The 22,393-nt window shown below is 64.9% G+C and carries 25 protein-coding genes; 12 read left to right on the top strand and 13 right to left on the bottom strand.

Features of this window, described 5'->3' with window-relative positions:
• The first annotated feature begins 22 nt into the window (after window positions 1-22).
• The gene (locus tag J1M87_RS12635) at window positions 23-712 is read left to right on the top strand and encodes a FadR/GntR family transcriptional regulator (protein ID WP_206489857.1); all 690 of its coding nucleotides are present in this window, start codon (window positions 23-25) and stop codon (window positions 710-712) included.
• On the opposite strand, the gene J1M87_RS12630 is transcribed toward J1M87_RS12635, so the two are convergent.
• From J1M87_RS12630 to J1M87_RS12620, 3 genes are all read right to left on the bottom strand, one after another.
• A complete protein-coding gene (locus tag J1M87_RS12630; protein ID WP_206489856.1) occupies window positions 702-1,556 on the bottom strand; it encodes a TIGR02569 family protein in 855 nt (284 codons plus the stop codon). The genes J1M87_RS12635 and J1M87_RS12630 overlap by 11 nt on opposite strands.
• A 60-nt stretch (window positions 1,557-1,616) precedes the next feature.
• The gene (gene moeZ, locus J1M87_RS12625) at window positions 1,617-2,783 is read right to left on the bottom strand and encodes an adenylyltransferase/sulfurtransferase MoeZ (protein ID WP_206489855.1); all 1,167 of its coding nucleotides are present in this window, start codon (window positions 2,781-2,783) and stop codon (window positions 1,617-1,619) included.
• 76 nt (window positions 2,784-2,859) lie between these two features.
• A complete protein-coding gene (locus J1M87_RS12620) occupies window positions 2,860-3,939 on the bottom strand; it encodes a DUF3152 domain-containing protein (RefSeq protein ID WP_206489854.1) in 1,080 nt (359 codons plus the stop codon).
• Between the two features lie 299 nt (window positions 3,940-4,238).
• On the opposite strand from J1M87_RS12620, the gene J1M87_RS12615 reads away from it, so the two are divergent.
• Complete coding sequence (locus J1M87_RS12615) at window positions 4,239-4,892, top strand: TetR/AcrR family transcriptional regulator (RefSeq protein WP_094674752.1); 654 nt, start codon at window positions 4,239-4,241, stop codon at window positions 4,890-4,892.
• 80 nt (window positions 4,893-4,972) lie between these two features.
• Here the strand turns inward: J1M87_RS12615 and J1M87_RS12610 are convergent, their stop codons facing one another.
• Together J1M87_RS12610 and J1M87_RS12605 are read right to left on the bottom strand one after the other, a co-directional pair.
• Window positions 4,973-5,200 carry a DUF3107 domain-containing protein gene (locus tag J1M87_RS12610; protein WP_179275923.1) on the bottom strand — a complete coding sequence of 76 codons (228 nt, stop codon included), beginning with the start codon at window positions 5,198-5,200 and terminating at the stop codon, window positions 4,973-4,975.
• Window positions 5,201-5,308: 108 nt separating this feature from the next.
• Window positions 5,309-6,061, bottom strand: coding sequence for a ferritin-like fold-containing protein (locus J1M87_RS12605; protein ID WP_241256818.1), 753 nt, complete (start codon window positions 6,059-6,061; stop codon window positions 5,309-5,311).
• Between the two features lie 294 nt (window positions 6,062-6,355).
• Here J1M87_RS12605 and J1M87_RS12600 point away from each other — a divergent pair, with 294 nt between their 5' ends.
• On the top strand, window positions 6,356-8,011 hold the full coding sequence (locus tag J1M87_RS12600) for a DEAD/DEAH box helicase (RefSeq protein WP_307830799.1): 1,656 nt from the start codon (window positions 6,356-6,358) through the stop codon (window positions 8,009-8,011).
• A gap of 9 nt (window positions 8,012-8,020) precedes the next feature.
• Window positions 8,021-9,274: a hypothetical protein gene (locus J1M87_RS12595; RefSeq protein ID WP_206489853.1), complete on the top strand. Its 1,254-nt coding sequence runs from the start codon at window positions 8,021-8,023 to the stop codon at window positions 9,272-9,274.
• A gap of 22 nt (window positions 9,275-9,296) precedes the next feature.
• Here the strand turns inward: J1M87_RS12595 and J1M87_RS12590 are convergent, their stop codons facing one another.
• A complete protein-coding gene (locus J1M87_RS12590) occupies window positions 9,297-10,091 on the bottom strand; it encodes a ParA family protein (RefSeq protein WP_206489852.1) in 795 nt (264 codons plus the stop codon).
• Between the two features lie 59 nt (window positions 10,092-10,150).
• Entirely contained in the window at window positions 10,151-11,617 is a 1,467-nt protein-coding gene (locus J1M87_RS12585; RefSeq protein WP_206489851.1) for a DHA2 family efflux MFS transporter permease subunit, read from the bottom strand.
• Window positions 11,618-11,816: 199 nt separating this feature from the next.
• Here J1M87_RS12585 and J1M87_RS12580 point away from each other — a divergent pair, with 199 nt between their 5' ends.
• Both J1M87_RS12580 and J1M87_RS12575 read left to right on the top strand, forming a co-directional pair.
• Window positions 11,817-12,458 (top strand): acid phosphatase, encoded by a 642-nt coding sequence (locus tag J1M87_RS12580; RefSeq protein WP_241256816.1) that lies wholly within the window; start codon window positions 11,817-11,819, stop codon window positions 12,456-12,458.
• Window positions 12,455-12,931, top strand: coding sequence for a GNAT family N-acetyltransferase (locus J1M87_RS12575; protein WP_206489849.1), 477 nt, complete (start codon window positions 12,455-12,457; stop codon window positions 12,929-12,931). Before J1M87_RS12580 ends, J1M87_RS12575 begins: the two co-directional genes overlap by 4 nt.
• A gap of 10 nt (window positions 12,932-12,941) precedes the next feature.
• Here the strand turns inward: J1M87_RS12575 and J1M87_RS12570 are convergent, their stop codons facing one another.
• Complete coding sequence (locus J1M87_RS12570) at window positions 12,942-13,370, bottom strand: hypothetical protein (RefSeq protein WP_206489848.1); 429 nt, start codon at window positions 13,368-13,370, stop codon at window positions 12,942-12,944.
• A gap of 60 nt (window positions 13,371-13,430) precedes the next feature.
• Between J1M87_RS12570 and J1M87_RS12565 the strand changes: the two genes are divergently transcribed.
• Together J1M87_RS12565 and J1M87_RS12560 are read left to right on the top strand one after the other, a co-directional pair.
• Window positions 13,431-14,384, top strand: a complete 954-nt coding sequence (locus tag J1M87_RS12565; protein WP_206489933.1) for a diacylglycerol kinase family protein — start codon at window positions 13,431-13,433, stop codon at window positions 14,382-14,384.
• A gap of 260 nt (window positions 14,385-14,644) precedes the next feature.
• Window positions 14,645-14,899, top strand: a complete 255-nt coding sequence (locus J1M87_RS12560; protein ID WP_008717730.1) for a WhiB family transcriptional regulator — start codon at window positions 14,645-14,647, stop codon at window positions 14,897-14,899.
• Between the two features lie 137 nt (window positions 14,900-15,036).
• Here J1M87_RS12560 and J1M87_RS12555 read toward each other — a convergent pair whose 3' ends face one another.
• Window positions 15,037-16,515, bottom strand: a complete 1,479-nt coding sequence (locus J1M87_RS12555) for a sensor histidine kinase (protein ID WP_206489847.1) — start codon at window positions 16,513-16,515, stop codon at window positions 15,037-15,039.
• 21 nt (window positions 16,516-16,536) lie between these two features.
• Window positions 16,537-16,752: a biotin/lipoyl-binding carrier protein gene (locus tag J1M87_RS12550; RefSeq protein ID WP_206489846.1), complete on the bottom strand. Its 216-nt coding sequence runs from the start codon at window positions 16,750-16,752 to the stop codon at window positions 16,537-16,539.
• Window positions 16,753-16,870: 118 nt separating this feature from the next.
• Here J1M87_RS12550 and J1M87_RS29430 point away from each other — a divergent pair, with 118 nt between their 5' ends.
• On the top strand, window positions 16,871-16,945 hold the full coding sequence (locus tag J1M87_RS29430; RefSeq protein WP_370878772.1) for a 50S ribosomal protein bL37: 75 nt from the start codon (window positions 16,871-16,873) through the stop codon (window positions 16,943-16,945).
• Between the two features lie 92 nt (window positions 16,946-17,037).
• Here J1M87_RS29430 and rsrA read toward each other — a convergent pair whose 3' ends face one another.
• Window positions 17,038-17,334, bottom strand: a complete 297-nt coding sequence (gene rsrA / locus J1M87_RS12545; RefSeq protein ID WP_206489845.1) for a mycothiol system anti-sigma-R factor — start codon at window positions 17,332-17,334, stop codon at window positions 17,038-17,040.
• Window positions 17,331-18,122 carry a sigma-70 family RNA polymerase sigma factor gene (locus J1M87_RS12540; protein ID WP_241256815.1) on the bottom strand — a complete coding sequence of 264 codons (792 nt, stop codon included), beginning with the start codon at window positions 18,120-18,122 and terminating at the stop codon, window positions 17,331-17,333. The genes rsrA and J1M87_RS12540 overlap by 4 nt, the downstream gene beginning before the upstream one ends.
• Before the next feature lie 87 nt (window positions 18,123-18,209).
• Here J1M87_RS12540 and ybaK point away from each other — a divergent pair, with 87 nt between their 5' ends.
• The 3 genes from ybaK to rsgA are packed head-to-tail and all read left to right on the top strand — an operon-like array spanning window position 18,210 to window position 21,013.
• Window positions 18,210-18,704 (top strand): Cys-tRNA(Pro) deacylase, encoded by a 495-nt coding sequence (gene ybaK / locus J1M87_RS12535; protein ID WP_374222382.1) that lies wholly within the window; start codon window positions 18,210-18,212, stop codon window positions 18,702-18,704.
• A 6-nt stretch (window positions 18,705-18,710) separates the two neighbouring features.
• Window positions 18,711-20,027, top strand: coding sequence for a 3-phosphoshikimate 1-carboxyvinyltransferase (gene aroA / locus J1M87_RS12530; protein WP_206489843.1), 1,317 nt, complete (start codon window positions 18,711-18,713; stop codon window positions 20,025-20,027).
• Window positions 19,979-21,013: a ribosome small subunit-dependent GTPase A gene (gene rsgA, locus J1M87_RS12525; RefSeq protein ID WP_206489842.1), complete on the top strand. Its 1,035-nt coding sequence runs from the start codon at window positions 19,979-19,981 to the stop codon at window positions 21,011-21,013. The genes aroA and rsgA overlap by 49 nt, the downstream gene beginning before the upstream one ends.
• Before the next feature lie 53 nt (window positions 21,014-21,066).
• Here rsgA and J1M87_RS12520 read toward each other — a convergent pair whose 3' ends face one another.
• On the bottom strand, window positions 21,067-22,317 hold the full coding sequence (locus J1M87_RS12520) for a fatty acid desaturase (RefSeq protein ID WP_206489841.1): 1,251 nt from the start codon (window positions 22,315-22,317) through the stop codon (window positions 21,067-21,069).
• Window positions 22,318-22,393: the final 76 nt, after the last annotated feature.

Raw genomic sequence — 22,393 nt, 5'->3', positions numbered from 1 at the left:
TCAACCGAACGAGGAGCATTTCGTGCGCCAGGTCAAGCGATCGAGCCTGATCTCACAGGTCACCGCCCAGCTGCGCGAGGAGATCACGTCGCAGCGATGGCCGGTCGGCAGTCGGATTCCCACCGAACCGGAGCTGTGCGATCTGACCGGCACGGGACGCAACACCGTGCGCGAAGCTGTGCAGGCGCTCGTTCACGCAGGCATGCTCGAGCGCCGACAGGGCTCGGGCACCTTCGTGCTGACCAACTCGGGCCTCGGCGGCACTCTGGGCAAGTACTTCTCGGACGCCCGGCACCGCGACGTCACCGAACTGCGCGAGACACTCGAAGTCACCGCGGCTGCGCTCGCGGCAGACCGGCGCGACGACGAAGACATCCGCGCCATGCTCGACGCTCTCGACAATCGCAACGCGGCGTGGTCGAGTGGGACTCCGCTGGCCGAGGCCGTCGGCATCGACGCCTGCCTGCATCGCACCATCGTCGCCGCCAGCCACAACGCCATCTATCTCGAGTTCTACGACTCACTGCTTCCGGTCATCCACGAGGCGATACGAGATCATTTCCTCGATCACGACGATGATTACATCGCCGAGCACACCACGCTGGTTCAGGCGATCATCGACGCTGACGTCGGCGGCGCGACGACAGCGGCCCGATCGCTCTTCCGAGAGCTGTCCGAGCCCCCAACTCGCGCAGCAGAACTCACAGAATGAGACGTACCAGGTCTGCTGTCCGCGCGAGGCCCGGGAACGCCTCCGAGGTAGACCTCGGATGCAGTGCATGAACGGCCAGTCGAAACATCAACGCGCGCAGTAGCATCTGCGGCCACTCCGGAAGAGCGTCCCAGCGGCCGACCAGCCCGTCGTCCGCGTCGCCCCAGGAGAGCGCATCCACCACGGCTACTCCGGCGGCCCACGGCGCGGGTCGCCAGTAGGGCGTGATGTCGCTGATTCCGGGTGCGTCACTGCCCGAGAACAAGACCGTCCCGAACAGATCGCCATGCACCAACTGATCCGGCGACTCGACGGGCTTGCGCAGTGTCGCAAGCTGTTTGACCAATTCGAGGCTGGTCCTGCCGTCATTGGAAGAGGGCTCGGGCGCTCCCGCGCCCCGCGCCGACCGAAGCGGAACGGCCTCCCAGGCCGCTCTGTCCGCCGCCACGAACACGTCCACATCGGCCCACGGTGCCACGGGCGGCTGAACCAGAAAGCGGGGGCGCTCGAGTTGCGCCGTCGCTGCGTGCAGCCGCATCGCCAACGAGACCACCTCGTCGTGACGAGGCTCGGGTTCCCCGGCTACGAACGTGTCTGCGCGCCAGCCCGACACGACGTATCGGCCATCGGTGGAGCGCACAGGGCGGGCCAGTCGAACCCCGTCGACCGACAAGGTCTCACGTACCTTGGCCGACCAGGCGGCGCGAGCATGGTCGGCAACCGGAGACAACACGACATCACCCAGCCGCCACCCGCCGTCCCAGTCCGCACCGAGCGGCGCAGGGTCGACATCGCGCAGCCCGAACGTAGAGATCACGTGCTGAGGAGGTTCGACAGAGCTCACGAACGCAACGGTACCGCCGATCAGGCCGCCACCGCGGACGACGCGCACACCCGCTCCGCATCAGTAGATGGGCATACCCGGGTCGATCTGCTTGGCCCACTCCACAATTCCGCCCTGCAGATGGGACGCGTCCGAGAAACCGGCACCGACCACGGCAGCAAGCGCTTCTGCAGACCTGATGCCGGTTTTGCAGTAGAGCACGATCGGTACATGCTGGGGAAGATCGGTCAGGGCGGCCCCCGAGAGAATTCGGTCCTTGGGAATCAGGCGCGCACCGTCGATGCGGACTATGTCCCACTCCACCGGCTCACGCACGTCGATCAGTGCCACCTCGCGGCCGGAATCCAGCATCGTTCGCAGTTCCTGGGCAGTGATGGTCGCGTCCTTCGATTCGACGGCGGGGACGACTCCGCAGAATGCCTCGTAGTCGATCAGTTCGGTGATCGGGACCCGGTGCGGATCGCGACTGAGGCCCACCGTTCGATAGCTCATGGCCAACGCGTCGTAGATCATCAGTCGGCCCAACAACGTTTCGCCGATTCCGGTGATCAGCTTGACGGCCTCGGTCACCATGATCGACCCGATCGAGGCACACAGAACGCCCAGCACCCCGCCCTCGGCACACGAGGGAACCATGCCCGGGGGCGGGGCCTCCGGGTACAGGTCGCGGTAGTTGATGCCTGCTCCGTCCGGCGCACCGTCCCAGAACACCGACACCTGGCCCTCGAAACGATAGATCGAACCCCAGACGTACGGGATGCCGACGATGGCGGCCGCGTCGTTGACGAGGTATCGAGTAGCGAAGTTGTCGGTCCCGTCGAGCACGAGGTCGTAGTTCTCGAACAGCTCGAGCGCATTCGAGGAGTCGAGCCGAACCCGATGCAGCCTGACCTCGACCCCGTCGTTGAGCTCGAGAATCGAGTCCCTGGCGCTCTCGGCTTTGGGACGTCCTACATCGGATCGCCCGTGAATGATCTGCCGTTGGAGATTGGACAGTTCGACATCGTCGAATTCCACTATTCCCAGGGTCCCGACGCCCGCGGCCGCGAGGTAGAGCAATGCGGGCGATCCCAGTCCCCCGGCACCGACGACGAGCACGCGCGCATGTCGGAGCCGCTTCTGCCCGTCGATACCCACGTTGGGGATGATCAGGTGGCGGCTGTACCGGGCAACTTCATCGGGCGTCAGTTCGCCTGCCGGTTCGACCAGGGGAGGTAGGTGGACCACGACGCAGCGACGCTCCTCGACTCGACACGGCGACCGGGGACCCGACGCGCCGCCTTCGAATCTAATCCGCGCCCGATCACCCTCGCGGGTAGGGCCACGGATTGAAGCGGCAGGTCTTACCGTCCATGGGCACGACACCCTCCGGATCCAGGCGCGCAATGTCGTCGTTCGATGTCCCGAACGTTTGCTGCATCATCACCGGAGCGAGCCCGCCGTCGGTCTCACACGGCTGATGCTGCTGATACCCGATCGCGTGGCCCACCTCGTGATTTATCTGATATTGACGGTACGAGCCGATGTCGCCCTGGAACGAGATCGCCCCGCGCACCCACCTGGGCTCGTTCAGTACTACTCGTCCGATCCCCGGGTTGTAGCAGGAGACCTCGAGCTGGATGTCGTATCCGCAGGCCTGACGGATCGACATCTGCGAGGTCAGCGAGATCCTGAAATCGGGATCGCCTTGGTCGATTCGCCGAAACGCAAAGCGTGGGTCGTTCGTCCAGCTCTTGGGATTGGCGAGCGTCTGGTCCACCAGTCGTCCGAACGACTCGTCGCCGCCGAACCCGACCGTGTCCACACCGTCCTCGACCTCGACGGTGTACGTGAAGACCCGCTCGGTCCCCTGCCCCACCTGATCGGTGGTACCGGACACGATGTGCCAGGTCTGGGCACCCTGAACCGTGAACGGACCGCCGTCGGGAAGCTCGCCCGAGGGCACCGACGACGCGAAGTTGCCATCGGCCTGCGGGGGCACGCCGATGATTCCGGTGCCCGACGTCGTATCTCCGCTGAGGGTGCCGAACCCGGGATCGACATCCGTGCTCTGCACTGCGTTACCGGTAATGGGCTCGCCGGTGCGCACAGCATCGACCACGACGAGACCGGTGACCACGATCAGGATCGGCACCGCATACGCGCGCCATCCGTACGTCGAGGCGAATTTGCCCAACCTGCTCTGCTTGCGTACGTCACGATCGGGCCGAGAACTGCGTTGTTTGACCTCGCGTTGCGTCGGGTCCCACTGCGCGCGGAGGGGTTGATGCGAACCCCGGCTTCCCACCGTGCGAGGGAAGCCGTCCGTCCGATCTCCGTACTCGTCGTCGACACCGCCCGACGGCACACCACCGCGAATGCGCGGCCCGCCTCGGTCAGTCACTCGATCACAATCTCACAATCCTTGCCGCCCGCCGCTCGGCACGCCGAAAACGGCAACGGAACTATCGGGTTCCAGGTATGAAATCATCATACGAACAAACCTCTCGATCGGTTTCGGCAATCTCGCATTTCATCGCCATCACCCGGGATTCCGATGGTGCTGACGACCACGAGTATCGTTACCCGTGATCTGCGCTACGAGCGTTCCGAACCGACGGCCACCCGCCGGAAGTTCATATCGGATCGCTCGCTGTCGGACCAAGACGAGCGCAGTTGTCGACGTGGATGGGACAAGAATTGATGACAGATCTCGACGACCGGAGGTCTTCGGACCGACCGGCCACCACCGGCAATCGCCGCAGCGCACGGCTGCCGCGCGATGCCCGTCGGGCGCAACTGCTCGCCGCTGCGAGCGAGATATTCGTAACCCGCGGATATCACGCGTCCGGAATGGACGAGATCGCAGAATGTGCAGGCGTGAGCAAGCCGGTCCTGTACCAGCACTTTCCCGGGAAGCTCGAGCTGTACCTTGCGGTACTGCAGAGCTACGTCGACACTCTGATCGCTGGAGTACGGCAGGCCCTGCGCTCGACCACCGACAACCGCCAGCGCGTGCGCGCCGCAGTACTGGCGTTCTACGACTTCGTCGATACCGATACACAGGGCTTCCGCCTGGTCTTCGAGTCGGACCTGATGGGCGACCCGCAGGTCAATGCGCGCGTCGAACAGGCGACCGAGGCCTGCGTGGACGCCGTGTTCGATCTGGTCGCTCACGACTCCGGGCTCGACCCCTACCGAGCCCGCGTGCTCGCGGTCGGTCTGGTCGGTGCCAGTCAGTTCACAGCGCGGTACTGGCTCGAGGCCGATCGGCCGATCTCCAAGGAGGACGCAGTCGACACCACTGTGTCGTTGGCCTGGGGCGGACTGTCGCACGTTCCTCTGCAGTCGCCGTAGCGCGTCGTACACCTCATCCAACGCCGCACGCCCCCGACTCGAATCCGAGTCAGGGGCGTGCGGTGCGTTTCCTGGCAGTTTCAGGCGGTCGCGAACCCGACCTTCCGAGCATCGGACGGGCCGATCTCGACGTACGACACCTTGGCGGCCTGGATCAAGAACTTGCGTCCCTTCTCGTCCTCCAAAGACAGCACTCCGTCCTTACCGGCGAAGGCGGTCGATACGAGCGCTTCGACCTCGGCCGGGGACTGCGTGCTGTTCACGACGAGCTCACGGGAACTCTCCGAAACACCGATCTTGACCTCCACGGTCAACCTCCGAACTCTCGACAACTCTGCTCACGCCAGGCTAGTGCAGCGGGCTCACTCACTGCGCCCGCAGCCCTGTGCTGTCAGCGAACACCGGGCGTGGGCGGGTCAGTCCAGGCCGAGCGAGGACATGCGTTCGGAATGCTGTTCCTGCATTCGATCGAACAGGGCAACGACCCCGTTGAGGTCGCCCGATGCGGAGATGACGAGATCGGTCAACGAATCTCGCTGCGCGAGCACGAACTGTGCCTGGGTGATGGCCTCGCCCAGCAGACGCCGACCCCACAGCATCAGGCGTGCCTTGTCCTGGGTGCTCGCGCGCACTCGATCCGATACCTCGTGCACGACGAATTCCGAGTGGCCGGTCTCGGCGAGCACATCGCGAACGATATCCGCCACGTCCGGGTCGAGGCTGTGCGCGATCTGCCGATAGAAGTCGGCTGCGATTCCGTCGCCGACATAGGCCTTGACGAGGGACTCCAACCACGTCGAGGGCGTCGTGGACGCGTGGTAGTCGTCGAGCGCCCGCGCGAACGGTGACATCGAGGCGTACACGTCGAGTCCGCGGTCCGACAGCGCCCGCTCCAGGGTCTCGAAGTGACTCATCTCCGCTGCCGCCATGCTGGCCAGGGCCACCCGGCCCTCGAGTGACGGTGCCATCCTGGCGTCCTCGGCCAGCCGGTAGAACGCCGAGATCTCGCCGTACGCGAGCACCGCGAACAGATCGGGCACTCCGGGGTGATCATGTGCGATGGCAGGTTCGATGCGGGTGCTGGGCGGGCCAGGTTCGGTCGAACCTGCCGACCCGGCGAACGTGGTGGATGCAGCTACGGACGACGGCTCCGACGAGTGGGGTCCCATGGCTGGCAATCGTAGTCCCGTGTGCGATGCCCCGTCGCAGCGCGCGCAGGACCTGCCGTCACCGGGCGACGATGGAGAATTCGGTTCGGCAAGCTACCATGGAACCCGATCGTCGCTCGCGGACCGATGAAACGGACCGAAAGAACACGCGATGATCATCGATAATGTGTGCGCACCTGATCCGGGTCGCCTCGACAGCTTCGCCGCAGCGGACGTCACAGTCCGTGGCCGCGCTGAGGCTGACGGCGACATCACATCGGATTGAGGGCATCGACTTCGGCCGGCAATAGGCCTGTGCCCTTCCTTGTGCGTACGTTCGACCACGAGGAAGGCAGTCCCCTGAGCAAGATAGTCATCGACCAAGAATCCGAGACCGGCGACACGACGATGTCGGCACAACTGGACGACACTCACGTACCTCCCACATTCGCCGAACTGAACGTGGACGCCTCCATCGTTCGGGCGCTGTCCGAAATGGGAATCGAGCGAACCTTCGCCATTCAGGAGTTGACGCTGCCACTCGCCATCGCCGGCGACGACCTCATCGGTCAGGCGCGCACCGGAATGGGCAAGACCTTCGGCTTCGGAGTACCTCTTCTGCATCGCCTGGCCACCGACAACTCCGGAACCACCCCGCTCGACGGCACGCCGCGCGCGCTCGTCATCGTGCCGACCCGAGAACTGTGCGTCCAGGTCAGCTCCGACCTCGAGAACGCCTCGAAGTACCTCAGCGGTGCGAACGGTCCGGTCAAGGTGCTGTCCATCTACGGCGGTCGGCCGTACGAGGCACAGATCAGCGCGCTGCAGAAAGGCGTGGACGTCGTCGTCGGTACGCCCGGCCGACTGCTCGACCTCGCCAAGCAGAACCATCTGATCCTCGGCAAGATCGGCGTCCTGGTACTCGACGAGGCCGACGAGATGCTCGACCTCGGATTCCTGCCCGATATCGAACGCATCCTCGGCATGGTGCCCGACAAGCGCCAGACGATGCTCTTCTCGGCAACGATGCCCGGGCCGATCATCACATTGGCCCGCACATTCCTCACGCAGCCCACGCACATCCGCGCCGAAGAGGCGGAGTCCTCGGCGGTCCACGATCGCACCGCCCAGCATGTCTACCGGGCGCACGCACTCGACAAGGTCGAGATGGTCGCCAAGGTACTCAAGGCCGAGGGACGCGGAGCAACCATGGTGTTCACCCGCACCAAGCGCACCGCGCAGAAGGTCGCGGACGAACTGTCCGAGCGCGGCTACTCCGTCGGTGCCGTACACGGTGACCTCGGCCAGGTCCAGCGCGAGAAGGCACTCAAGGCCTTTCGCACCGGCAAGATCGACGTCTTGGTTGCAACCGACGTCGCGGCTCGCGGTATCGACATCGACGATGTCACGCACGTCATCAACTACCAGTGCCCCGAGGACGAGAAGACCTACGTGCACCGGATCGGCCGTACCGGCCGTGCCGGACGTACCGGTATCGCAGTCACCCTCGTCGACTGGGACGACATTCCGCGCTGGCAACTGATCGACAAGGCCCTCGATCTCGGCATGCCGGATCCGCTCGAGACGTACTCGAGCTCGCCTCACCTGTTCACCGACCTCGGTATCCCTGCCGATGCCACCGGCACCATGCGCAAGGAACCGTCGCGCGCGTCGGAGGAGTCGGACGGCGACAGCACGGCAGGCGCCGCGTCGACGGCAGCCGACCCGTCCACGCCGACCAAGCCGCGCCGCTCGCGCAGTCGTCGACGTACCCGCGCCGGGCAGGACAGCCAGAAGGCGTCCGGTTCCACCGAGTCCGCAACCGCCGCCGCGTCGGGTGCCCCCGAGGGCGGCGCAGGAGATTCTGCATCGGACACGACCACCAAGACCGCTCCGCGTCGCCGCAGACGCCGCCGGTCCAGTGGATCCTCCGCCGATGCCGGGCCGGCCACCGCGAGCGCGTCGGAGTAGCCTCCCGTCGTGCTGGCTCCAGAACGTCGGACGAGAACCGACCTCGTCGTCGCAGCAGCCATTGCAGTGGTGGTACTGGTTGCCATGGGCACCGCGTGGTTCACCGGCGATGCCCGCGGCACCACCTCGGTGCCCGCCGGAGAACCGCTTCCCGCGGTCGAGCCGGCGACCGCTGTGCCTGCGTCCCTGACCGAACTGTGGCGCGCAGCGAGCGGGGCCACGGACGCCGCCCGCACACCGGTGCCGGTTGTCACCGGGTCCTCGGTGGTGACCGCCGACGGGGGGTCGGTCGTCGGTCGAAGCCCACGGTCCGGCGAACAGGCCTGGTCCTACAGTCGTGATCTGCCGCTCTGCGCGGTGGTCTCGTCCTGGAACACCGCAGTCGCGGTCTACCGCGATGATCGCGGCTGTTCACAGGTGACCGAACTCGGCGGGGCAACCGGGCAGCGGACTGCGCAACGCACATCCGACGCCGACGCGGCGGTTCGTCTGTCCTCCGACGGCACCTACGTGACGTCGAGGGGCGATACCCGCATGGAACTGTGGCGATCGGACATGGTGCGCACCCTCGAGTACGGTCGGGTCGCTGCCCCGGTCAATCCTGGTAGTCAGCCGAGGACCGGGTGCACTCTGTTGTCCTCGGCGTCGTCGAACTCCCGCACCGCCGTACTCGAGCAGTGCCCGGGCGAGGCCGCAGCCAGATTGTCGGTGCTCGCTCCCGCCCCCAAGGACGCGAGCGAACCCGAGGAGTACGGGTCGACCGTAGTACCCGAACTCGTTCCCGGGCCCGACTCCCCTACTACCGGAAGCATCATCGCGGTAACCGGAAGCCTTGTTGCGCTGCACATTCCAGCAGAGAACGGTAGACCTGATCGAGTCGGAATCTTCGACGACTCGGCCGCGAAGATCTCCGAATTCACCCTGCCCGGCACCCTCTCTCCCGCTCAGGGCTCCCCGAATTCGCCTGCGACGAAAGCAGGTTCGGTCTTCACCTGGTTCACCGGCGCAGGAGTGCAGGCGTTCGATACCGCCGACCTGTCGCCGTCGTGGTCCTACCCCGGAGCCCTCGGGAGCGGAGCCGTCATGGCAGGACGGCTGCTGGTTCCGGTGCCCGACGGTATCGCGGTGCTCGATCTCGCAACCGGCGTCGCGACGGCCGAGATCCCGGTCGACCGAGGCGACTACGCCGGTCCGATCCAGATGTCGGTGATCGGTGATGTGGTCGTCGAGCAGCGCGGCGACGACCTCGTCGCTCTCGGCTGACCAATCTGCCCGCGGAACGGATCTACTCGGCCGAGTCGTACGTTGTCAGCGCTGCTCCGTCGTCCCAGTGCGCGAGCAAGTTCTCGGCGAGTTCCCGATAGGCCTGCGCTCCCTTGTTCTTTCGCCCCGACAGCACCGTCGCGCCCGATGCGCTCGCCTCGGCGAATCGAACGGTCCGCGGGATAGGTGGCGCCAGGACCGGCAGCGCGTATCTGTCCGAAACGTCACCGAGGACATCCCGGCTGTGGGTTGTACGAGCGTCGAACAGTGTGGGCAGTGCGCCGAGCAGTGTCAGGTCGGGGTTGGTGATCTGCTGCACCTCGGACACCGTCCGCAGCAGTTGGCCGACTCCTCGATGAGCGAGGGTCTCGCACTGCAGAGGCACCAGCACCGACTGTGCGGCGGTGAGACCGTTGAGGGTCAGTACTCCGAGCGAGGGTGGACAGTCGATCACGACGACGTCGAAGTCCTCGAGGATCGGACCGAGCGCACGCTTGAGCGCGAACTCACGACCAGCACGCATCAGCAACAGCGCTTCCGCTCCTGCGAGGTCGATCGTCGCCGGCAACAGCACGATCCCTTCCGCAGTCTCTATCAGCACGTCCTCGACCTCGGCGTCCCCCGTCAGCACTTCGTGCACAGAGGAGTCGAGCTTGTCCGGGTTGTGCCCGAGAGAGAACGTCAGGCAGCCCTGCGGGTCGAGGTCGACCACCAGCACCCGTCGGTCCAGCGCATGCAGCGCAGCGGCAAGCGAGGCCACCGTGGTGGTCTTGGCCACGCCGCCCTTCTGATTCGCTACCGCAAGAATTGTCGTCACGGCCCTGATCCTTGCGTACATCGAGCCGATGAGCGAGGGTTCGGCACCTCCCGGGCGCGTCAGTGCATCGAAACCGGTGTCGCCGCTCCTTCACCGACATGCTTGGTGCGAGGCAGGAAGTACGCGGGAACGAACGTCAGGACGATCAGGACCAGCGCCACCATGAAGGTGGTTCCGAAGGCCCGCGCCGAGATGTCGAACGCTTCGGCCGGGCTGGTGGCGGTCGCGGCAGGCTTCTGCTGAGCCGTGAGCACCACGGCCATCAGTGCGGTACCGATCGAACCGGCGGCCTGCTGGACGATGTTCATCAAGGTCGAACCGCGAGCAACGGTTTCGTTCGTCAGCGTCTGCAGGGCAGCGGTCATGATGGGCATCATCGTCGAACCGAGGCCGAGTCCCATGACGAACAGTGCACCGATCAGCAGGGTGTACGAGGTGTCGGTACCCACCTGAGTGAACACGGCCATACCGGCTGTGATGAGGCCCATGCCCACCAGCACGATGCGGCCAGGGCCGGTCTTGTCGGCGATGATCCCCGCGATCGGCATGGCGATCATCGCTCCGATGCCCTGCGGTGCGAGCAGCAGCCCGGCAGACAGGGTCGATTCGCCGCGAAGCAGAAAGTAACTGGGGAACAGCAGCCCCGCGCCCATGAAGGCGATCATGAACAGGGTGGTGGTGATCACCGCTACCGACAGCGACCTGTTCCGGAACAACCGCAGATCGATCAAGGGATGCTCGACGCGACGCGCGTGAAATACGAACAGCACGATCAGAACCAGGCCCACGATGACCGGGGCGAGCACCTTCACCGCCAGGACGGTTTCGGTTTCGACGACCGAGGATGCACCGTAGAGGAACAACGCAAGGCCGGGCGAGAGCATCAGCATGCCGCGGAAGTCGAAGGATTCGGAGGGGCTCGGATCGTCCTTGGGGAAGATCGCGATGGCCGCTATCAGGGCAATGATGCCGATCGGCAGGTTGATCAGGAAGATCCAGTGCCAGCTCGCCGCGTCGATCAGCCAGCCGCCGAGGATGGGCCCCGCGATGGGTCCGATCAGCATCGGAACACCCAGTACCGCCATCACCCGGCCGATGCGCTCGGGGCCTGCAGCGCGCGTCATGATGGTCATGCCGAGGGGCATCAGCATGCCACCGCCGAGGCCCTGCAGCACTCGGAACACGACCAGAGAGGTGATGTCCCAGGCGAAACTGCACAGCACCGAACCGAGGACGAACAACACGAGAGCGGTGATGTAGAGGCGCTTGGTTCCGAAGCGATCGGCAGCCCAGCCGGTCAGGGGTATGACTGTCGCCAGGGCGAGGGTGTAGCCCGTCATGGTCCACGCGGCGTTGGCGTACGTGGTGCCGAACACGTCGGTGAACGTTCTCAGGGCCACGCTGACGACGGTGACATCGAGAATCGACATGATGGCACCGAGTACCACGACCCCGGCGATCTTCAGCAACGCGCCGTCGAGCTTGTGCGGCGCATCCGAGAGCGCAGGCTTGTGCAGGTCGGTCATTTTTCTCCAGATCGATATCGGTGTCCGTGTGGTCTGCCATCGGGGCGCGTTGCCGGGCAGAGTTCACTGCGCACGAGGCGGTGAAGATTCGTGTGACAGTAACCGTCCAGTAGGTCCGTGCTCAACGGAATTCGGCCGATGCACTGCGCCGGGTGCCTATGACAATGCCCACATCTGCAGTTCGGGCATGATCGCTGTCATGACTACACACGCCGCCGTCGACGCCGGCAGAGTTGTTCTGCTCAGACACGGGGAGACCGAATGGGCTCTCGCCGGAAAACACACCGGAAACACCGACGTTCCACTCACGAGCGTCGGCGAGCAGCAGGCCGTCGATGCGGGGTCGTTGCTGAGGCTGCTGCAGCTGCGCGATCCGCTGGTGATCTCGAGCCCACGGGAACGGGCACGCAGAACCGCCGAACTCGCCGGCCTCGAGGTCGATCGAACCTGGGATGCGTTGTCGGAGTGGGACTACGGGGACTACGAGGGCATCACGTCCGACGAGATCCACCAGACGGTTCCGCACTGGACCGTGTGGACTCATCCGTGTCCTGGTGGTGAGTCGATCAGCGATATCGCGGTTCGGGTCGAGTTGGTCCTGTCGGTGGTCCTGCCACTGCTGGACTCGCGCGACGTCGTACTCGTCGGCCACGGCCACTTCTCGCGCGCTCTCATCGCGGGGTGGACGGAGGCGTCGGTCACCGAAGGCAAACGGTTCGCCATGTCACCTGCTGCATATTCGTTGCTCGGCTTCGAGCACTCGTTCCGCCAGGTCGTTGCGCACAATGTGCATCCGTCCATTCTCGGCGCGGCCGCAGCGGCTACCGGGGGCGGACGATGATCCGCCGGGCGAGAGAGTCCGATGTACCTGCCATCACCGCTCTCGTGCACGAACTCGCCGCGTACGAGAAGTCGTCGTCGCTGTGCACCGTGCGAGCCGAGCAGCTCCACTCTGCGCTGTTCGGGGCGCAGCCGTCGGTGTTCGCGCACGTCGCCGAGCACGAAGAAACGGTGGTGGGGTGCGCGCTCTGGTTTCTGAACTTTTCGACGTGGGACGGCGTCAACGGAATCTATCTGGAGGACCTGTACGTGCAGCCGTCGGCGCGAGGCGGTGGCCACGGCACCGCGCTGCTCGCTGCGTTGGCCGCCGAATGCGTCGAGCGTAATTACACGCGGCTGACCTGGTCCGTTCTGGATTGGAACACGCCTTCGATCGGCTTCTACCGATCGTTGGGTGCGCAGTCGCAGGACGAGTGGACCACGTTCCGATTGACCGATGATGCGCTCGTCGAACTCGCCGCGTCCGCGCGGTGACAGGTCTGATTCAGCCGAGTTCGTCGTCGACGTCGCTGTATTCCGCTGCCATCCACTGCGAGGACGGCGGACTGAACAGCAGTGCGAGCACAGCGATGACGACAAGACCGAGAACGATGCCGTAGGCGGTCTGATGCGATCCGGTCAGCAGCGACCACGCGACGGGCAGGAGCAGCAGCTGGACGACGGTGGCGATGGCTCTGCCCCAACGTTTTCCGAGTATCAGTGCGACGCCGGCGGCCCCGACTCCGACGCCGAGAACGCCGAACCAGCCGGCGGTGCCGTAGCCGTTGGCGACGGCGTTGTCCCCGTCCCCGGAGAAGGCCCGGACGAGTAGGACGACCGCGGCGATCAGCGAGGCCGCGCCCTGAGCCGCGACGAGGACACCTGCGGATCGAAACGTGACCGGCGGCGTGAGGTTCTCGGGTGTGGTGGACACGCGACCAGCCTAGGCAACCAGAAGTGGAGCCCGCGGAACGACCCGTTAGTGTCTGTGCTCGTGCATGCGCTGCTGATCGTCAATCCCAATGCGACTTCCACGACCGCAGCGGCGCGTGATCTGTTGGCTCACGCGTTGGCCAGTCGAGTGCGGGTGACAGTTGCGCATACGACCCATCGAGATCATGCGTCGGAGCTGGCTCGGGGTGCCCGTGAGGACGGGATGGGTCTGGTGATCGTCCACGGGGGCGATGGCACGGTCAACGAGGTGATCAACGGGCTGCTCGGGGTGCCGTTGCCGACCTCGATGCAGGCGGTGACGATCGGTGCGATTCCGCCTATTGCGGTTGTTCCCGGCGGTAGTGCGAATGTGTTCGCTCGTTCGCTCGGTATCGAGGCGGATCCGGTGGCGGCGACGAATCAGTTGATCGGGTTGCTCGATGCGCGGGCGCGGCGGACGATCGGGTTGGGCCACTGCGACAATCGATGGTTCACATTCAATGCGGGGATGGGCTTGGATGCCGAGGTGTGTCGCGCTATCGATGCCAGCCGTAAGGACGGTAGGCCGGTGTCGGCGACGCGGTATGTGCGGTCCGCGGTGCAGGAGTTCTTCAAGCACAAGCGCAGGCCGGCGCGGTTGACGGTCGAGGTGTCGGGGCTCGATCCGTTCGAGGGGGTGCACTATGCATTCGTCTCGAATTCGAGTCCGTGGACGTATCTGAACGAGCGACCGGTGCACACGAATCCCGGGACTGGTTTCGATTCCGGTCTCGGTCTGTTCGCGATGCAGTCGACTGCGCTGTTTCCCACGCTGCGGGTCTCGCGGCAGTTGCTGTCCAAGGGAGCGGAGCCGAAGTCTCGCAAGCTGATTCGTCTCGATGACGTACCGAATGTGCGAATTTCCTCGGCGGAGCCGGTCGGCCTGCAGATGGATGGCGATTACTTGGGTGAACGCACGGAGGCGGAATTTTTCTCCACTCCCGACGCGTTGGAAGTGGTGGCTCCAGGGGCGTAGGCGCTGGTTGCGCCGGGCGCACGAGAGCCCGTATGCACGCGTTCGTGCGAAAAAACGAGCGAAAACTGTCTGCTCCAGGTACAAAGGAGCGCAGAATATGTGAGCCTAACAGAGTGAGCTTGACCACGGTCACGCGCGTAGCCCTTGACTTCACCTGAGTTCGTGAAAGCATTCACAAGCAACAGTGCGGAAACATTGGTTACCCACTCGTGAACAGAAGAGAAACGAACGGCGCTGCGGCGCCCGGTAAGGAGCAGAGGATGGACTGGCGCCACAAGGCAATTTGTCGCGATGAAGACCCGGAACTATTTTTCCCGGTGGGAAACAGTGGCCCGGCTCTCGCGCAGATCGCCGATGCCAAAGTCGTCTGCACTCGGTGCCCCGTCACCGCTGAATGCCTGTCCTGGGCACTCGAATCCGGTCAGGATGCCGGAGTGTGGGGCGCAATGAGTGAAGACGAGCGCCGTGCGCTCAAGCGACGCAACGCACGTACGCGCGCACGCAGCACAGTCTGAGACGCTTTAGCACTACCCCGGGAGGCCCGGTATCCGCTCGCAGCGGGTGCCGGGCCTTCTGCTCGGGTGAGGGATGTAGCGCAGCCTGTGGATGTAACACAGCATGTGGATGTAACGCAGTATTCACCGAGCGTGTATCAGGGCCGGGCCGCGCGGCGTCCCAACGGAACCCTCAGCATCGCGTCGGTCCCCCCGCCTGGTGCCGGATGCAGGCCGAGCGATCCGCTCAGCTCCACCGAAACCAGGGTGCGGACGATCTGCAGGCCCAGCCCGTCCGAGCGCTCCAGCGAGAATCCACTCGGTAGACCGCGCCCGTCGTCGTGGATGACCACGTCCAGCCATTTCGCGGATCGATCTGCACCGATCCTCACCAGACCTGCCGATCCGGCGTCGAAACCGTGCTCCATCGCGTTCTGCACCAGTTCGGTCAGCACCATGACCAACGAGGTGGCTCGCTCGGCCGAGAAGACTCCGAGTTTGCCCTCGCGTATCACTCGCACCCGCGGGTTGACCGTTGCGATGTCGAGCATGATCGGTACCAGTCGATCGACTATCTCGTCGAGATCGATTTCCTCGTCGACCGACATCGACAGCATTTCGTGTACGAGGGCGATGGACGTGACCCGGCGGACCGATTCGGCCAGTGCAGTGCGCGCTTCTTCGTTCTCGAGTCGACGAGACTGCAATCGGAGCAGGGCCGCAACGGTCTGCAGATTGTTCTTGACGCGATGGTGGATCTCCCGGATGGTCGCATCCTTGCTGAGCAGGGCGCGGTCGCGTCGTTTCACCTCGGTGACATCGCGAACCAGTACCGCCGCGCCGGCGGACCGACCGTGGGGCTGCAGCGCCAGCGTGCGAACCAGAACGGTGGCACCGCGGGCGTCGACCTCCATCCGATGACCCACGTTCCCGTTGATGGAGGACCGAATATGGTCGGCGACGTCCTGCGAGTCGAACGGGTCGGTCACCAGTGATCGGGTGACCGACGCCAGGTCCCGGCCGGACAGTTCCGTCGTCAGTCCCATCCGGTGATACGCCGACAGCGCGTTCGGGCTGGCGTACTCCACCCGACCCTCGGTGTCGATGCGGATGAAGCCGTCACCGGCCCGAGGAGAGGAGTTGACGTCGGTGCGCTCCTCCGGTGTCGGAAACGTGCCTTCACTGATCATCAGGCAGAGGTCATCGGCGCACTCTCGATAGGCCACCTCGAGTGCACTGGGCGGTCGAAGCTGGGCCGGGTTGGTATCGCGCGTCAGCACTGCGATCACGTGCTCGCCGCAGCGCACCGGAATACTCTCGCTTCGTGTCTGGACCCCGCTCTGGACGATCTTGCGTTGCTGTAGGGCGACCATGACATCCGGGTGCTCCGAGTCGGAGATCGTCGTGCCGACGATGTCGTGCGTGAACACCGTCGGTGCAGTCGTGGGACGGCATTGGGCCACGCACAGCACGTCGGCGTTCGCACTGGACACGTCGTCCGTTCCGACCCACAGGAGAACGTCCGCGAAGGACAGGTCCGCCAGCAGCTGCCACTCCCCTACGACACGTTGCAGATGGTCGACGGCATTGCCGGGAAGGTCGGTGTGTTCGGCGAGCAGGTCACTGAGGGTCGACACGTGATCTCAGGTAACCGTGGATCAGGACACGACGGCGATGAGATCGCCCTGCTGAATGACATCACCCACCGCGACGTCCACGGACGTGACCGTCCCTGCCGTCTCTGCCAGCACCGGAATTTCCATCTTCATCGATTCCAGGATCACCAGAGTGTCACCGACCTCGACAGCGTCACCTCGGCCCACGACCACCTGAAACACCGTGGACACCATCTCTGCTCGAACGTCCTCGGACATCGACGAGCCCCTCTCTCACGTCACCACGAACTGTGCCGGACACCCACTCGGGCCAGGCCCGTCACAGTAAGCCAATCACACGTGGGACACTGTAGTGAACAAACGAGAGGAGCCCATCATGGGAAAGCGTGGACGTAAGAAGCGTGCTCGTAAGGGCAACAAGGCCAACCACGGCAAACGTCCCAACAGCTGACGGTTTGCCACGAACCGACGAGGGGCCGAGAAGCATCTGCTTCTCGGCCCCTCGTCTGTTGTCCGAAGTCGGTTGTCGGGTGTCCGGCGCTACTAGTCGGCGTCGGTCTGGCGAATCAGCACGGTCCTGCGTATCTCGACGCTCAGTCGTTCGCGCAGTCCCGCAGGTGCCTGGTCTCCGCCGCACTTGCGCGAGATCAGCTTCTTGACTTTTTCTTCGATTCCGTAGGCCTCGAAGCACGATCCGCACTCGTCGATGTGCTTCTGCAGACGTGCGCGGCTTGCCTCGTCACACTCGTTGTCGAGCATGATCCACACGTCTGCGATGACCGCCGAGCAGTCGAGATTCTCGAACTGCTCGCCTGCGTCGGCATCTCCGGTACCCGTCATCGCACTACCTCCTGCTCGTGGCGATCGACTGCGCCGTCCCGGTTGAACCCTCGCTCGCGCGCCACACCGGCCAGCAATCCCCTCAGCTGCTTACGTCCGCGATGCAGCCGAGACATCACCGTGCCGATCGGAGTACCCATGATCTCCGCGATCTCCTTGTACGGGAATCCCTCGACGTCGGCGTAGTACACGGCCATCCGGAACTCTTCGGGCAGCGACTGCAGTGCCGCTTTGATGTCGTCGTCGGGCAACGCGTCGAGCGCCTCGACCTCGGCGGAGCGCAGTCCGGTCGACGTGTGCTCGGCGGTGGCGGCGAGCTGCCAGTCACTGATCTCGTCCGTCGGATACTGAGCGGGCTGACGCTGCTTCTTCCGATAGGAATTGATGTACGTGTTGGTCAGAATCCGATAGAGCCACGCCTTGAGATTGGTCCCGTCGCGGAACGAACGAAAGGCCGAATACGCCTTCACGAACGTCTCCTGCACCAGGTCCTCGGCGTCGGCGGGGTTCCGCGTCATCCGCAGCGCTGCACCGTAGAGCTGATCGAGCATGGGCAACGCATCGCGCTCGAAACGCTCGGTCAGCTGAGCCTCGGTCTCGGCCGCGCGCTGCTCCGCGATCGCCTTCTCGTCCTCGATTGCAGTGGCTGCTGCTGCGGGAGTCCTGGCTTCTGTCACGCTGATCCCTTCGGTAGCTTCCACCGTCCAGGCTACCGCGCCGGCCACCGACTTCGGCGCAGAGATCACCTCCGCCAATGCCAGGGGACGCTCCGCGGTCAGCAATGCCATAGTTCGTTCCTTCCGCCCTCGTACGTATCTGTGAGTGCACAACACTGCTCCGTGCCGACGTGTTCCCGCCGGATCGCTAGAGTCCCGTTGATGGCCGCGTCCACACCCGCTCTCGCACTGCTCACCGCACAGGGGGTGGCCCACACCGTGCATTCCTACGACCACGACCCGCGGGCCCAGTCCTACGGCGAGGAGGCAGCACAGATACTCGTCGAACGGCTCGGAGTTCGCCCCGAACGAGTGTTCAAGACTCTCGTCGTCGAACGTGCCGATCGCTCACTGGCCGTTGCAGTCGTGCCCGTCACGACCACGCTCGCGCTCAAAGCAGCGGCGGCGGCGCTGGCCACCCGCAAGATCACCCTGGCAGACAGAGCTGCAGCGGAGCGGTCCTCGGGATACGTGTTCGGCGGAATATCGCCCCTCGGCCAACGCAGATCCCTACCCACGGCGATCGACGACTCCGCTCTGGATTTCGAGACGATTCTGTGCAGCGGCGGACGCAGAGGACTCGAAATCGAAGTGGCCCCGGACGATCTGGTCCGGCTCACCCGCGCGACAACCGCGCCCATCGCCGCGCGCTGATCCCGAATGAGCGAAGATGGACCCGTGAGCACTTGGACAGCCCCCGCCGCCGTCGCACCCGTCGACGCGACCGTCACTCTCCCCGGATCGAAGTCGATCACCAATCGCGCGCTGATCATCGCCTCCCTGGCATCTGGTCCATCGAGAATCACCGGTGCCCTGCGCAGCCGTGACACGGACCTGATGATCGACGCTTTGTCGACGCTGGGAATCGAGATCACGGCCGCGCCGGACGACCGAACGGCACTGACGGTGACCCCGGCTCCGCTTCGTGGCGGAGCGGTGGAGTGCGGACTCGCAGGCACTGTCATGCGTTTCGTACCGCCCCTGGCCGCGCTTGCCGTCGGCGAGGTCTCGTTCGACGGTGACGAGCAGGCACGCAGTCGCCCTCTGGACACGATTCTCGACGCGCTGCGCGCGGTGGGAGCCGAGATCGAGGGAAGTGCGCTGCCGTTCACGATGCACAGCACGGGCTCACTGCGCGGCGGACCGGTCGAGATCGACGCCTCGGGATCCTCGCAGTTCGTCTCGGGCCTGATGCTCTCGGCCACCGCATTCGACGAGGGCATAGAAATCCACCACGTCGGCAAGCCCGTTCCGTCCATGCCGCACATCGACATGACGGTCGAGATGCTGCGGAGAGCAGGCGTGCGGGTAGAGACCCCCGAGAGCGGAGGCGACGCGAACACCTGGCGCGTCCACCCGGGGCCGGTCGCCCCGACCGAATGGAGCATCGAGCCGGACCTGTCCAACGCCACCCCTTTTCTGGCTGCGGCTGTCGCAACGAAAGGCGTAGTGCGCGTTCCGAACTGGCCACAATCGACCACTCAGCCCGGTGACGCGATTCGCGAGATACTCGCGCAGATGGGCGCGCGAGTCGATCTGAGTGCGGGCATCCTCACCGTCGAAGGACCGGATACGTTGCACGGCATCGACTTCGATCTCCACGATGTCGGCGAGCTGACCCCGACGGTCGCCGCGCTGGCGACGCTGGCGCAGGGCCCATCGATCCTGCGCGGTATCGCCCATCTTCGTGGTCACGAGACCGATCGACTCGCCGCGCTCACGACCGAGATCACGCGGCTGGGCGGCCGCGCAATCGAAACCGAGGACGGCATCCGCATCGAACCGGCCGCGCTGCACGGTGGCTGCTGGCACTCGTACGCCGACCACCGGATGGCCACGGCGGGAGCAATCGTCGGACTGCGAGTTCCCGGAGTCGAGGTCGACGATATCGGCACCACGGCCAAGACGCTCCCTGGATTCGAGAAGCTATGGGACGCAATGCTGTCCGCGTCGACACCGAGCGGGGTCGGCTCCTGACCGCGCGTCGATACGACGAGTCCGACGTCCGAATCCGGCCGGGCAAGAGTTCACGCCCGCGCACCAAGACTCGGCCCGAACACAACGACGCCGAAGCCGGCATGGTCGTCTCGGTCGACCGCGGTCGATGGGGCTGTGTGCTCGGCGGCGATCCGTCCCGCCCGGTCGTGACGATGCGGGCTCGTGAGCTCGGCCGCACCCCGATCGTCGTGGGCGACGAAGTCGACATCGTCGGCGACCTGTCGGGCAAGGTCGACACGCTCGCTCGAATCGTCCGCGTGGCCGAACGCCGCACGGTGTTGCGCCGAACGGCAGACGACACCGACCCGTTCGAGCGCGTCGTGGTGGCCAACGCCGATCGCTTGCTCATCGTTGCCGCACTCGCAGATCCGCCACCACGTACCGGCTTCGTCGAACGAGCGCTGGTCGCCGCATACGTCGGCGGCCTCGAACCCGTACTGTGCCTGACCAAGAGCGACCTGGCCGACCCGGCCGAGTTCACCGCCGCGTTCACCGATCTCGACCTGCCGGTGGTTCTTGCTGGGCAGTCCGAGGACCTCACCGAGGTCACTGCGATGCTGACCGACAAGGTGACTGCCCTCGTCGGCCATTCCGGCGTCGGCAAGTCCACGCTCGTCAACAGATTGGTGCCCGACGCCTATCGCGCGACCGGCGTGGTCTCGGGCGTCGGCAAAGGACGACACACCTCCACTCAGTCGGTGGCGCTGCCGCTACCCGGCGGCGGCTGGGTGGTGGACACTCCGGGTATCCGGTCGTTCGGCCTGGCCCACATTTCTCCGGAAAACGTCGTCGCCGCTTTCTCGGACCTCGCCGGAACGATCGAGGACTGCCCGCGGGGGTGCACTCACCTCGGCCCTCCAGCCGATCCCGAATGCGCGCTGGACACCCTCACCGGCGACCCGGCTCGGCGCGTGGCCGCGGTGCGCCTACTTCTCGAGGCCGTTCGAACCAACGAAGCCTGGTAGCGGCCGCCCCCTTTCGGGGACGGCCACCACCAGGCGTGCACGCAGTCTGTGACTTACGCGGCCGTCCGCACCGGCCTACGAGTCCTCTTGCGCTTCTTCGTTTCTGCGATTGCGGTACGCAGACCGCGGCGCTTGCCGGTCGCGGGATCGACGGTGAACAATCCGGTCGGGCCATCGGCGAACTTGCGCTCGGATGCGGTTTCCGGAGCATCGTCGCTGGTCGCCTTCAGGTACTTGTTGGGCAGCGAGAGTTTCGCGATGGTCCGCCACGACAGGAAGTACTGGTGGACGATCGACCCTGTCGTGTAGGGCAGGTCGTACTTCTCGGCGAGTTCGACCACTCGAACCTTGATTTCCCGCAGGCGGTTGCTGGGGAGATCGGGAAAGAGGTGGTGCTCGATCTGGTAGCAGAGGTTACCGCTCATGAATTCCATGACGGGGCCCGCGTTGAAGTTCGCGCTGCCGAGCATCTGACGCAGGTACCACTGCCCCTGTGTCTCGCCCTCCATGTCGGACTTGGTGAACTTCTCCGCACCGTCCGGGAAGTGTCCACAGAAGATCACGGTGTTGGTCCACACGTTCCGGATCATGTTGGCGGCGATATTGGCCGTCAACGTGCTCTTCCATGCAGGACCGGTCAGCAGCGGGTGCAGGATGTAATCCTTGCCGATCTGCTTGCCGACCTTCTCGAGCACTTCACGACGCTTCTGCTCGAACTCCTCGCGTGGCACGCGGCCCTTGGCAACCTTGCCCAGTTCGAGATGCTGCAAGGCCACGCCGTACTCGAAGAACAACTGCAGCAGCAGGTTCAGGACCGGGTTCGCAAGGTTGAACGGCTTCCACCGCTGGTCGCGAGTGACGCGGAGCAGGCCGTAGCCCACGTCGTCGTCCATGCCCAGAATGTTGGTGTACTTGTGATGAATGTAGTTGTGCGTCTGCTTCCAGTGCGCCGACGGTCCCGTGTTGTCCCACTCCCACGAGGTGGAGTGAATTTCGGGATCGTTCATCCAATCCCACTGGCCGTGCATGACGTTGTGGCCCAGTTCCATGTTCTCGATGATCTTCGCGGCCCCGAGCATGGCCGTACCCGCGAGCCACGCCGGTCGGCGTCGACTGGCGAACAACAGTGCTCGGCCGCCGATGTCGAGAGAACGCTGGAGACGGATGGTGTTCTTGACGTACCGGGCGTCGCGTTCACCGCGGGACGCCTCGATGTCACGCCGAATCGCATCGAGCTCGTGACCCAACGCCTCGATGTCGGCATCGGTGAGATGCGCGTATTCCTTGATGTCCGTTATCGCCATGGATACAACCTCCTGGCAGTCGTGAACACACAGCATGCAGGTGATGGGCCATGTGCAATTCCGCCTCCTACCGTAC

The organism is Rhodococcus sp. KRD162 (assembly GCF_017168335.1).
Taxonomy (GTDB): Bacteria; Actinomycetota; Actinomycetes; order Mycobacteriales; family Mycobacteriaceae; genus Rhodococcoides.
This window is presented reverse-complemented; position numbering and strand designations above follow the sequence as displayed.